This is a genomic window from Streptomyces sp. NPDC059816 (assembly GCF_042732055.1).
Lineage (GTDB): Bacteria > Actinomycetota > Actinomycetes > Streptomycetales > Streptomycetaceae > Streptomyces.
On sequence record NZ_JBHWIQ010000009.1, the window covers coordinates 239166 to 251786 of the forward strand.

8 protein-coding genes and 1 pseudogene are annotated in these 12621 nt (G+C 68.4%); 3 read left to right on the forward strand and 6 right to left on the reverse strand.

Features of this window, described 5'->3' with window-relative positions; genetic code table 11:
• Position 1: 1 nt before the first annotated feature.
• The 4 genes from ACFV88_RS15045 to ACFV88_RS15060 all read right to left on the reverse strand — a co-directional run bounded on the left by ACFV88_RS15045 (position 2) and on the right by ACFV88_RS15060 (position 4888).
• A complete protein-coding gene (locus tag ACFV88_RS15045) occupies positions 2-907 on the reverse strand; it encodes a glycerophosphodiester phosphodiesterase family protein (RefSeq protein WP_385490587.1) in 906 nt (301 codons plus the stop codon).
• A 17-nt stretch (positions 908-924) separates the two neighbouring features.
• Positions 925-2724, reverse strand: coding sequence for an ABC transporter permease (locus ACFV88_RS15050; protein WP_385490589.1), 1800 nt, complete (start codon positions 2722-2724; stop codon positions 925-927).
• Positions 2721-3764 carry an ABC transporter ATP-binding protein gene (locus ACFV88_RS15055; protein ID WP_385490592.1) on the reverse strand — a complete coding sequence of 348 codons (1044 nt, stop codon included), beginning with the start codon at positions 3762-3764 and terminating at the stop codon, positions 2721-2723. Before ACFV88_RS15055 ends, ACFV88_RS15050 begins: the two co-directional genes overlap by 4 nt.
• Positions 3765-3826: 62 nt before the next feature.
• The gene (locus ACFV88_RS15060; protein ID WP_385490595.1) at positions 3827-4888 is read right to left on the reverse strand and encodes an extracellular solute-binding protein; all 1062 of its coding nucleotides are present in this window, start codon (positions 4886-4888) and stop codon (positions 3827-3829) included.
• Between the two features lie 195 nt (positions 4889-5083).
• Here ACFV88_RS15060 and ACFV88_RS15065 point away from each other — a divergent pair.
• Positions 5084-5413 (forward strand): annotated as a pseudogene (locus ACFV88_RS15065) (nucleotidyltransferase family protein); the annotation flags it as partial.
• A gap of 241 nt (positions 5414-5654) precedes the next feature.
• Here the strand turns inward: ACFV88_RS15065 and ACFV88_RS15070 are convergent.
• A complete protein-coding gene (locus ACFV88_RS15070) occupies positions 5655-7016 on the reverse strand; it encodes an MFS transporter (RefSeq protein ID WP_385490597.1) in 1362 nt (453 codons plus the stop codon).
• A 642-nt stretch (positions 7017-7658) separates the two neighbouring features.
• Here ACFV88_RS15070 and ACFV88_RS15075 point away from each other — a divergent pair.
• A complete protein-coding gene (locus ACFV88_RS15075) occupies positions 7659-7862 on the forward strand; it encodes a hypothetical protein (protein WP_385490600.1) in 204 nt (67 codons plus the stop codon).
• Positions 7863-9450: 1588 nt separating this feature from the next.
• Here the strand turns inward: ACFV88_RS15075 and ACFV88_RS15080 are convergent.
• A complete protein-coding gene (locus ACFV88_RS15080; RefSeq protein WP_385490602.1) occupies positions 9451-10083 on the reverse strand; it encodes an RNA polymerase sigma factor in 633 nt (210 codons plus the stop codon).
• A 983-nt stretch (positions 10084-11066) separates the two neighbouring features.
• Here ACFV88_RS15080 and ACFV88_RS15085 point away from each other — a divergent pair.
• Positions 11067-12572: an MFS transporter gene (locus tag ACFV88_RS15085; protein WP_385490605.1), complete on the forward strand. Its 1506-nt coding sequence runs from the start codon at positions 11067-11069 to the stop codon at positions 12570-12572.
• Positions 12573-12621 lie beyond the last annotated feature (49 nt).

A 12621-nucleotide genomic window follows, 5' to 3' on the forward strand; every position in this document is an offset into this window, starting at 1 on the left:
CTCACCCCGTCCGCCGCGCCCGCGCGGCCGGTTCGCTGCGACGGTGGTACTGCCGCGGGAGGGTGCCGCGGACCTGCTGTCGGTAGCGGGCCAGGAGATCCGGCCAGTCGGTCTGGATGATGTCCGCACCGTGTTCCATGAGCCACCCCCAGCCGTCGTCCGGGTCACCGAAGACGGAGGTGTGGTCGTCGTGACCGGCGAAGAGGGGCACGCCGTTCGCGAGGTTGAGTGCGTTGAGGAGGCAGACCAGCCCCGCCCCGTGCAGGTCCCGGACGACGGAGGGACGGGCCAACGCGTCGTCCTCGCCGATGGCGAGGAGTTCGACGCCCACCAGGTTGACGTCGGGGTCACCGAGCACGGCGTCCACGTCCGCCAGTGAGCGCGCCATCGGGATGAACGGGTACTTGACGGGATGCCGTCGCAGTTTCTCCAACCACACTTCCTCCACGGGGCTCTTGAGGACGAGTTGCCCGGCCATGTCGTAGCGGTCGGCGAACGGCAACAGGTCGTCCCAGTACCACCACGACCGGTCCACGTTGAACAGCACCTCACCGCGGAACCGCTCGAACACGGCACCCAGTTCCGTGACCGGGGCGTCATGGCGGGTCCAGCGGTACCGCAGGGCCCGGATCTCCTCGGCCCGCAGGGTGCGCAGATCGACGTCGAGGTCGAACGCATGACGTTCGTAGCCGTCGTGGAGGAGGAAGAACACGCCGTCGGCCGATCGGACGACGTCGAACTCGACCATGTCGGCGCCTTGCCGCAGGGCCGCCTCCACGGCGTCGGCGGTGTTCTCCTGGACGTTGCCCAGCCCCGTACCGCGGTGCGCCGCGATCAGCGGGGTGCGCTGCGCGAGGTGGGCGTTGAACAGCGCGTTGACGTTCCGGTACTGCATCTGTCCGAACACGGGGGAGGTTCCTTCCCTCAGACGGTGGACGCCGTCGAAGCGGTGGTGGCAGTGGTGGTGGCCCGCACGCCGGAGGGCGTGGGCCGACGCCGTCGCCATCGGCCTGAACGCCGCTTCCCCATGCCGCTGTTGCGGCCGTACACGAACCACATGGCGAGCGAGGAGATGACCATCAGCAGCACGGTGTAGACGAAGGTCAGGGCCGTGGCGTCGCTGGTGCCCTCGCCCCGCGCGGCGTTCTGGATGGTGATGCCGAGCGGCTGGTAGAGCGGGTGGGCGAGGAAGACGGCCGTGTCGTAGTCGTCGAGCAGACTGGTGAAGTTCAGTGCGCTGACGGCTGCCGCGGCCGGGAGGACCAACGGCAGCAGCACCCGACGGTAGGTGCGCAGCGTACCGGCGCCGAGGAGGGCCGACGCCTCCTCCAGGGAGACCGGGATGCTCGCGTAGGCGGCCTTGAGCATGCGCAAGGTGAACGGGATCTTGGCCGTGACGTACGCGACGGCCAGCAGGCCGACCGTTCCGCTCAACACCGTCCCGCCCACCGGGAGTCGGGGCACGGAGTACGTGATGATCAGCCCCAGCGCCGTCAGGGTGCTCGGCAGCACCCAGGGGATGTGCAGCAGGTACTCGACGGTGACGGTGACGGCGTTGACGAACTTCTGGAGGATCCGGGCGACGAACAGCATCATCCCGAGGACGACGACCGCGGTCACCGCCGCGTACCCCACGCTCACCACGAACGGCCAGGACGCCGCCGCGTCCGTCAGCACCCGCTCGTAGTTGGCGAGGGTGAAACTGCTCGCACCGAGGTCGCCCGAGGCGATCGTCGCGGCATCCGTGAACGAGAAGAGCACGATCAGCAGCGGCGGGACGAGGTACACCACGAACAGGGCGTAGGCGAGCAGGTGGACGACCGCGTTCGCCACCGGACGGCCGATGCGCTGTTTCGTCAGCGCCGTGGACACCTTCGACACCGAGAAGTACGTGCCCTGCGCCTGGAGCCGGTTCAGCACGGCGAGCAGCAGCAGCGTGGCCAGCCCGAGGACCAGGGCGAGGGTGGCGGCCAGGTCGCGGGAGCCCGGGTTGCCGGAGAACGTCAGGATCATCGGGGTGATCGTCTGGAACTCCCGGCCGCCGAGGACCTGGGGCGCGGCGAAGGCCGCCAGCCCGCCGAGGAACGTCAGGACGGTGACCGCGAACAGGGTCGGTCTGAGCACGGGCAGCACGATCGTGCGCAGGATGCGCCACGGTGAACTCCCCAACTGCTGGGCCGCCTCGATGGTCTGGTAGTCGAGCCGGGCGAGGGCGGAGGACAGGAACAGCATGTGGTACCCGGTGCCGGTGAGGGTCATCACCACCACGACCGCGAACATCCCCGAGAACCACGCGGGATCCCACCCCGGGGCCACCCGCAGGAGCAGCCGCGTCACGAAGCCGGTCTCGCCGTAGACGAAGGAGTACCCCGAGACGGCGACGACACCGCCGTAGACGAGGGTCGTCGCGTACCCGAGCCAGAGCAGACGCGCGCCGCGGACCGCGAAGTAGCGGGTGACGAGGACGATGAACACCCCGAGCACGTTCACCGTGACGGTCAGGACGGCCGCCAGCACGAAGCTGTTGCGCAACGAGTCCAGCGCGCGCTCGGACGACCAGAGCTTCTGGAAGGCGCGACCGCTGAAGGAGCCCCCGGGTGCGAAGACCTCCTTCAGCAGCACCGCGTTCGGATAGATCAGGAAGGTGAACACGAACCACGCCAGGGCCACCCCCGCGACGACGACCACGGGCGAGCGGAGCATCGTCCGCAGTGCGCGGCTCATCCCCGCCCCCCGGCCGCCGACGCACCGCGGTACCGCATCAGGGACGCCGGGTCGAAGACGAGGTCGACCTCCTGACCCACCGCGATGTGCGGCCCGTCGCCGTCCCTCAGTACGGCCCGCAGTTCATCGTGCTCGGTGCGCAGGCGGTACACGCTGTGCGTCCCGTGGTAGGTGCGCGACATGACGGTCCCGCGGACGGACGGCCCCCCGTGCGACTGCCCCTCCCGCACCAGGCCGATCTTCTCGATCCGGACGTAGGTGGACTCGGCGGGGTCGAGTTCCGGGGCGCCACGGGCGGCGAGGGCACCCACCAGCCGCGGGCTCAGCCGATTGACCTCACCGATGAACGTGCACACGAACTCGCTCGCCGACCGTTCGTAGACCTCCTCGGGCGTCCCGACCTGCTCGATCCGCCCCCGGTCGAGCACCGCGATGCGGTCACTCATCGACAGGGCCTCGTCCTGGTCATGGGTGACGTAGACGGTGGTGATCCCGAACTGGCTCTGAAGGTCCTTGAGTTGACTGCGCAGCTGGCGGCGCAGCTTCGCGTCGAGGTTGGACAGCGGCTCGTCGAGGAGCAGCACCTTGGGCCGCATGACCAGGGCGCGCGCGATCGCCACGCGCTGCTGCTGACCGCCGGAGAGTTCCGCCACCCCCTTGACGAGCTGTTCCTGGGAGAGGTCGACCTGGTCCGCGATCTCGTTGACCCGCCGGTCGATCTCGCTGCCCGGCCGCTTCTGCGCGCGCAGCCCGAAGGCGATGTTCTCGCGCACGTTCATCCCGGGGAACAGCGCGTAGTTCTGGAAGACCATCCCCACCTCGCGCTTGCCGCTCGGCAGGTGGGTGACCTTCTTGCCGCCGACGAGGACGTCCCCGGCGCTGAGGTCCACGAACCCGGCGACCGCGCGCAGCGCCGTGCTCTTCCCGCATCCGGAGGGTCCGAGCAGGGTGAAGAACTCCCCCTCCGCGATGTGGAGGGAGAAGGAGGGCAACGCTTCGAAGGTGCCGAACCTCACCGAAACGTCATCAAAGGTGATCATAGTGGTCCTTGGGCCGGGTCGAGGGCGACGGACAGCGGAGACCGACCGCCCGGGCAGCGGGGTCAGTTGGGGAGGTACTCGAGTTCGATCTTCTCGGTCCACCGGTCGAGGTTGCCCGCCACGAACGACCAGTCGATGTCCTGCTCGGTGAAGGAGTCGGTGACCTCGACCGCCTCGGCGTCCGCCCCCGCTAGTGCGCCCTCGTTCGTCGGCGCGGTGTGGAACTTTGCGGACCAGGCGGCCTGGACGTCCGCGCTGCCGAACCAGTCGATGAACTCCTTCGCCGCGTCGGCCTTCTCGGTCCCCTTCACCAGTCCGACGTGTTGGACCACCATCGGAACGCCGGTCTTCGGTCGGACGGCTTCGGTCTCGATCCCGTACTGCTCCTCGCGGGTGGCCTTTCCGGACAACCACATCTGGCCCGCGGCGACCTTGTCGGCGGCCATCTGCGCGTACAGGTCCGTGTTCGGCACGGAGGGCACACCGTGCTCGAAGTAGGACTCGACGGCGTCCCAACCGGCCTGGCTGATGCCGAGGTCGCCCCGGTCGTCGCGGTGGCGGCTGAGGATGCCGGCCAACACCATCTGCGTGGTGGCACCGCCGAGTTCGGTGGGTACCTCGTAGTCCTTCCGGAACTCCTGCTCGGTCCACAGGTCCGGCCAGTCGGACGGGGCCTGGGCCGCGTCGGGGTAGGCGGCCTTGTCGTACACCAGCATGATCGGCTCGCGCACGATGGGCCAGAACTGCTTGTCTTCGGCGTCCCCGAGCGAGGCGTCGACCTCCTCGGACCAGGCGGGGGTGTAGGCGTCGAGGACCCCCGCCTCCTTGAGCTTCTCGAAGTACACGTTGTTGAGGCCGAAGGTGACGTCCGCCACCGGGTTGGCCTTCTCGGCGAGCAGTCGGTTCTGGACGTCACCACCGCCGAGGTCGACGAACTGGAGGGTGTGGCCCGCCTTCTCGGCCTCCTTCTCGAGCCACTCGCCGCGTCCGTCGGACACCGAGTTGCTGTAGACGACGAGGCTCTCCGAGCCGCCCGAACCACTCGCCTCGGACGGCGAGCTGCACCCGGTGGCGATCAGCACGGTGGCCAGCGTCGCAACGGCGGCCGGGATGGTCTTGCGCATCGTTTCGTTCCGTTCCGGCCCTGGTCGCTCATGGCGCCGGGCCCCTTCGATGGAGGGATGAACGCGCGTTCATCCACACTGAACGCGCGTTCATGGGCCTCGGGGCGGCCGCCAGATGAACGAACGGCATCCGCACGCCGAAGGTCGCCCACCCCGACCCCTCTCGCACACGGTGGTCGACCCCTCACTGACCGCGATCTGTCCTGGGAAGCGGAGGACGCGGTGATCCAAGCCGGCCGACGGGTGTTCGCCGACCTACCGGTCGAGGTCGAGATCCGGAACGAGGCCCGGGTTCACCTCTGGTACGAGGAGAAGTTCAAGGCGGCGTGCCCGCCGTACGCCTCCACCGAAGCCGCCATCGACAGCTTCGCCGCCACGACCTGCTGTCTGGGAGTGCGGGTGGAGCCGGACGGCCGGTGGCGCGTGTACGCACCGCACGGCTTGTCGGACGTGTTCAACCTCGTCGTCCGTCCGAACCCGGTACTCGCACCGCGCACGGTGTACGAGGCCAAGGTGGCGCGGTGACTCGGCCAGTGGCCCGAGCTGACCGTGATGGGACTGGCCCACGGCCGGCGGCCGGGCGCGGCCCTGAGCCGTTCCCGTTCGGGGCGGAGCGGTCAGCTGGAGGCGAACGCGCGGGCCTCCACCGCCATCCGCATCTGGCGACCCGTCCGCGGGCACATCGGTGCACGGTTGCCCCGGGTGCAGGACGTCCTACACCCGGGGCCCCGCCTTCGAACTGGTGAGCCGTCAGTCCATCAGCCGGTCAAGCCGGTTCGTCTTCGCGGGCGGCCAGGCCCAGCCCGACCGCTGCGGTGATCACCCCGATCAGCGCCCACAGGAAGGCGGTGCGGAAACCGTCGACCCCCGCCGCACCGAAGGCGACACCCACGAACACGGCCAACCCGAGCGCACCGCCGAGTTGGTCGACCGAGCGCTGCACGCCCGCGGCGGTGCCCGCGTCGTGTTCCGTGACACCGAGCAGCGCCGCGTTCTGGAGCGCGATCAGGCCGATTCCCATGCCCGCGGCGACGCCGACCATCCCGGGCAGTACGTCGACGGCGTAGCCGCCCTCGTCAGGGAGTCGGACCAGCCAGGCCAGGCCCAGTGCCGTGCAGGCCAGCCCCACCAGCGCGGTGTGCTTCGTGCCGAGGGCGGACATCAGCCGGGCGGTCTGCGAGACGGCCAGCAGCAGCGCCGCGCAGAACGGCAGGAAGGCGGCTCCCGCTCTCAACGGGCCCCACCCCATGACGTCCTGCACGTAGAGGGTGAGCAGGAAGAACACGGTGGAGAGCGCCGCGCTGAGCAGCACGGTCGCGGCGTTCGCCACGGCCCGGGTGCGGTGGGTGAGGAAGGAGAGGGGCACGAGGGGGTGTCGGGTGCGTGCCTCCACGGCGACGAAGGCGATCAGCAGCACCACGCCCGCGGCGATCGCCCAGGGGCTCGACTCCAGGACGCCGTACACCAGGCTGAGGGGTCCCGCCGTCAGCAGTACGGCTCCCGGGAGGTCGAGGCGTTCGCTCCGGACGCGTGGCCCGTCGGCGGGGACCAGCCTCGGTGCGATCAGCAGCACGACGGCCGCGAGGGGAACGTTGACGCCGAAGATCCAGCGCCAGTGCAGCAGTTCGGTGATCACGCCCGACAGCAGCAGCCCGACGACCAGCCCGCTGGCGGAGATCCCTCCCCAGACGCCCAGCGCCTTGGCCCGTTCGGTGGGCTCGGGGAAGAGCAGGGCGATCAACGACATCGCCGCGGGCGACGCCAGTGCTTCACCGGCACCCTGGGCGAAGCGGGCGGCGATCAGTGTCGGTAGGTCGGGCGCCAGACCGGCGACGAGTGAAGCGAGGGCGAACAGGCCGGCGCCGAGCAGGAACATCCGCCGCCGGCCGAGCAGATCGGTGACCCGGCCTCCGAGGAGCAGCAGGCCCCCGCCGACCAGGGTGTATCCGGTGACGACCCAGGACAGCGACGCGGTCGGCGTGTGGAAGTGCGCGCCGATGGACGGCAACGCGACATGGACGACGGTCACGTCCACGGCGATGAGGAACTGGAGGAGGGAGAGCAGTGCGAGAGCCGGCTTTCGCCGGTCGACGGGACGGCGGACTCGTGTCCGCGGCAAGCTGTTCACGGGGGTGGGCACTCCAGGCAGAGGAAGGCACGACCGCGGGGTCGTGAGGACGCTCCCGTGCCGGTACGACGAACACGCCCCGCCGGTCGGACCGGCGTGGCTCAGCCGTGGTACGGCACACCTGGACTACTTGGTTACTGCGATCCCCATGTCGGCAGGCTATCAGCGGGTGGTCGGACCCCGATCCGCCACTGGGACGACGGGGTCGTGGTCCGGGTAACTCGGTTACCACCCAGCCCACTTGTTGACTCCGACCCGCTCCCTCACGGAAGCCCGGCGGGATACCGCGCATCACGGGAGACACCCGGAGCGATCACTGTCGGTTCGAAACCGGAAATCCTCCGTGGCCGCGCCCGTGTGGTCGCGTGGCGGCATGTCGTCATCTGCTCGGGAAACGACACCCGGAGCGGCGTAGGCGTCCCTATGATGCTGCTACGTTCCCGGACCGGTAGTCGACTCAGGGCGGGATCATGCTGTGCGCCCCAAACACGGTCGCGCTCACCGCCACCGGGGCCGAAGGGATCCCGACCCGCCTTCCGCCTCGATAGCACCCCTGGAGGTACCGGTATTGATTCTTGCGAAGTGCGCGTATAGCCTGGGATTCTGTTAATGAATGAACTAATACGGCGGAAGGTGGGTGGCATGAAAGAAGCAGGCGAAGCAAAGGCGGCAGAATCAGATGAAGAAACGCTGACCAGGCTTACCAGTGCTATCGGGCAGCCTCCACTCAGCATGCTGGACAACGCGAAGGCGTTGTTCGCGCTCCATCACGGTGGCAACGAGGATCCAAGTGCGGAATCCGTTTCCGCTGAGCGGGCGGCAGCGGCCGACCAGGTGTGCGGCTGACCGCACGGAGATGTACGAGGTCGTTGAGGTCGAGTTCGTCGGCCCGGAGGTGGCGGGGTGCGGTGATGGCGCCCCGTAGGCGTCACGACGCACCTGCGGGTCCGGTGCCATGAGGTGTCCGGTGTCATGAAGTAGGGGTTCCCGGCGGTCCGTTGAGAGGGCCGTACGCAGGCCCTTCGTCAGACCCGGTGCGGCGGAGCGCCGTCACGCGCCCCGGCGGAGCTCCCGTGCGAGCGGACTGCCGTCGCGCTCGTGCGCGGACGACGAGGTGCGCGGCCGGCCCCGGGTGGTGCCCGGGCGCCCGCTGTTGACGTGGTCGGGGGCGGTCTCGCCCCGCGAACGGTGAACTCCGGAAACTCGGGCCCCTCCACCTCCCCAATTGTGTGGACGTCAGGGCCCGCCCCCTCGGCTGCAAAGGTCTAATCCAATCGCACCGCGTGTGTGGAGAACCTGTGAGGATTGCCCCGGCGCGCCGTCTTGCTCCTTGGATTCGCCCTCCGTCGAGAAACCCGTGGAGCGTGATCTGAGGAGTCGAATCACCTCGTAAGGAGCCCGCTCGGTGTGCCCGGTAGGTGCGTGAAGATCGCGATCCGGCGTAGTTCGGCACGGGTGCGACGGCATGAGGGGGATCTCCGCCATCTGACGGGTACGAGGGAAGCGCGGAAAGTAACGGATCGGCGCGGCGGCGGAGTTCGTCGGGATCCAACCGCTTCGACAGATCGACACCGATGGGAAGCCTTTCATGCCGTATTGATCTCGCATCGCGGAGCAGCGAGCTTTTCGCGTGGCTCCTGCAATGACTTGATTTGTCGGTGGATGATCACTCGGTGTGCCTCCTTCATGAAACGCTGAAGGGTGTTGCCCTGACGCCGCTGGACAAGGGTCCGACATCGGCCCGGGGCTTTACGGGGAAGCGGGCCCTCCGCATACCGGTACCCGACGGTTCCGCCCCTCGGAGTCCCATAGGCGTCCAGGGGAGAGGGGCGGTCAGCCGGACCGCACTGGTGCGAGGGCGCGGGGCTGAGAGCGATGGCCACTTGGACGGGAGTGCGGCGTCGAACCCACTGCGCTCCGTGACACGGTCGCGGAGCGAACCGGCCGGCCCCCTCCCGCCCGCCCGGCACCGGAACACGGGGCGGGCGCCGGGCTCAGGCGCGATGTCCCCATCGTCGACCGCGGGGCCGCGCAGGCACCGCCAGGCGGCGGTGTACGACCGATCGGAGGGTCCGGGCCACCCGTCGCGCGGTGACTCCACAACGATGACGGATCGCACGGCTGCGACGGGTGCCACCGCCGTGCGGGTCCCGAGGTGCGTCCGGAAGCCGGTCCATGACGACACCCGGCCGCCGGGTGGTGCGGTGCGTGCGCCGGCCACGCCGATGCTCAAGCCGACGGCTCGGCTGAGGTCGGCCCCTGACGAGGGACCAAACCTGCGCAGGAGGTCCGCGTACGGGAGCGGCAGGGCCGGGAAGCCCTACCGCTCCGGCTCGATGGCACCCTCGGTTTCCTCTCGGGCTTCCGGGCTTCCGGGCTCCGGGCTTCGCTGAACGCGAAGGCGCGGCAGCTCCGAGACGCCCGGTGCACGGGATCAGCGGTGCTGCTCCAGGGCGAAGGTCCGCAGGCCGGAGCGGGTGATCGCGTTGAGCAACTCCGCGGCCTGTTCCGACCGCTCCGTTTCACGTTTCAACAGCTTCTCCAGGTGGGCCAGACACCGCGCCCGCACCGGGCCCAGCGAGCCGCGCGGCATGCCCAGCGTGGCGCTGATCTCGTCGTAGGACATCGGCGGGTCGGTCACCAGGAGCCCGAGCAACGCCTGACACTTCGGCGAGAGCGCGCAGTAGGCCAACAGCACCTCGTTGTCGCGTTCCTTCGCCAGTGCCGCTTCCTCGGGAAGGTTCTCCGAGGGCTCCGAGCGGTCGAAGACGGGTGAGTCCCCGACGGGCACGCTGCGACCGGACTTCTCGATGTGCTTCAGGCTCTCCCGGCGGGCCGATACCGCGATCCACTGCGTGAGCTTCTCGGGATCGCGGAGCTTGCCCAGGTGCTGGATCACCCGCATCCAGGTGGTCTGGCTGACGTCCTCGCAGTCGGCCGTGCTGAGTCTATGGCCGCGGGCGATCGCCCATATCAAAGGTGTGTACCGCTCTACAATTCGGTTCCAGCCGTCTTGGTTCCCCGCCATGCACTGGTCTACTAGCTCGTTCAGGGTAGGCGTACGCATAAATCCCCCGGTTTCGTCTGCTCCCCCAGTACCGCCGGCCAAATAGTAGTGTTGACCGAGGGTAATGAGCCATGCTACCCGGGAGTTTTTTCCCGCCCGTTACTCACAGGGCCCCTCGGGTCTGGCTGGAGGCAGAATCTACTAGCGGACGAACTTGAACGTACAGCGTGTTAGATCGACTCATTGGGGACCCTGAGGTCGGGTCTGGCCCATAAGTCGACTAGAAAGAGCCTGTTCCTCACCCTTGTGTCTGTTTACCATGCGTAGCCTCTCGGGACGGGGTCTCAATCCGCGAGACTCGCCCTAAGCAGTTGAATTTTGCACTGAGCCTGTTCGGTGGTGACCGGATCGGGAAGTGCGGGTCGTGTGGTTCTCGGTGCAGTGGTGCGCCCCGGGGTGCCGTACCGCGCGGTCGGCCCCGGAGTCCCGGGCGGGGTGGGGGTGTCGGCGCCCAGGTGCTGGTCCGACGGGGTGCTGCACCAGGTCGACGCGTTCGCCGGCCCCTCCGGTTCCGCCGTCGGACGATCGCATGTCCGGATTCCCTCGTAGTGATTCGGTCAACTCGCCGAATTCCGCACAGCGTTCACTCATGTTGGTGATGTCCGTGCGGGAGTTCCTGGCTACTCTCGTTCCGGCGGACTCGGTTGGCCTTCCGGCGTGTCCGGCCGGCTCGCCGCGGTGCGCCGGCCGCACCTGTCGGTGGCGGTCCTCCTCTCCAGCGGGGCGCATGACGCATGCACGGACGATCAGGCACGTTCTGACTCATCCGGCCAGGAATCGCCTCACGGGTAATCGGCGGTGTCGTACGTGGAATTGGCCGACGGTCGAGTCGATGTGACGTCCGCCACATTCGCCGGGAAATGCCCTCGTGAACGTATCCAGGTCGGACACCGCCGGATCCATGTTCTTCGCAGGGGGGCACAGTCAGCTCGCGGGGAGGCATGTGGTGATCCCACGGGTCGCAATCATCTGGGAAGGAAATCGTGACCGTTGAACGAAATCCATGGCAAGCGCTAGGCGCACTGCTTGTCGGATTCTCCCTCATTTTGCTGGACATGAGTGTCGTGGCGGTCGCCAACCCCGCGATCATGGAGTCGCTCAAGGCGAGCGTCTCCGAAGTGATCTGGGTGACCAGCGCCTACCTGCTCACCTACGCAGCGCCCTTGCTGTTCACCGGTCGACTGGGCGACCGCTACGGCCCCAAGAACGTCTATCTCGTCGGCCTGGTGGTGTTCACCCTCGCCTCCCTGTGGTGCGGAGTGGCGGACAGCATCGACGGGTTGATCGCCGCCCGTGCCGTACAGGGCTTCGGGGCCGCGCTGATGACACCCCAGACCATGGCAGTGGTCACCAAGATCTTCCCCGCGGACAAGCGCGGCGCCGCGATGGGCGCATGGGGCGGCTCCGCCGGCGTCGCCCTGCTGCTCGGCCCGGTACTCGGCGGTCTGCTGGTGGACTCCGTCGGCTGGGAGTGGATCTTCCTCATCAACGTCCCCATCGGCATCGTCGCGTTCGCCCTGGCCTGGAAGCTGGTGCCGACACTGGAGACCACGAAGCACCGGATCGACCCGTTCGGCATCGTGCTGTCCTGCACCGGCATGTTCCTCCTGGTCTTCGGCCTCCAAGAGGGCAACAACCGGGACTGGTCGGCCAGCATCTGGTCGATGATCGCCGCAGGGCTGCTCGTCCTGACGGTGTTCGTCGTCACCCAGGCCCGCAGCAAGGGCGAACCCCTCCTGCTCCTGTCCCTGTTCCGCGACCGCAACTTCGCGCTGGCCAACGTGGGGATCGCCACCATGGGCGCCGCGGTGACCGCGATGACCGTCCCCTCGTACTTCTACCTCCAGGGAGTACGCGGGCTCTCCTCCATGGAATCCGCCCTGATCTTCGCGCCGTTGGCCATCCTCACCGGCGTCTTCTCCGTCACCATCGGCAAACTCTCCGACAAGGCCCACCCCCGCACCTTCACCGCCCTCGGCTTCGTGCTCTTCGCCCTCACGATCGTCGGGTTCAGCCTCCTGATGGAACCCGACTCGCACCTGTGGATGTTCTCGGCCACGGCAGCCCTGACCGGCGTCGCCAACGGAATGGTCTGGGGACCGCTGGGCGCCATCGCCACCCGCAACCTCCCCGTCCGCCAGTCCGGCGCGGGCTCGGGCATCTACAACACCAACCGTCAGATGGGTGCCGTGCTCGGCAGCGCCGCGGTCGGCGCACTGTTCGTCGACCGCATCGAAGCGCACCTGCCGGGCATCAGCGCCGGCGGCGCCAAGTTCGAAGGCAGCCCCAGCGCGATCCCCGAGGCGTTCCACGAGCCCTACAGCACCGCCCTGAGCGAAACGGGCCTCCTACCGGTCGCCTTCCTCCTGCTGGGCGCCGTCGCCTGCACCTTCTTCCTCCGCTTCCCGACACCGGAACCGCAGAAGGAAGAAGAGGACGTCGCCCTGGAGAAGGCCGAGAAGGCCGAGAAGGCCGAGAAGACCGGCTGAGAACACCGACGGCTGAGCAACACCGAGAGCTGAGCAACACCGACGGTTG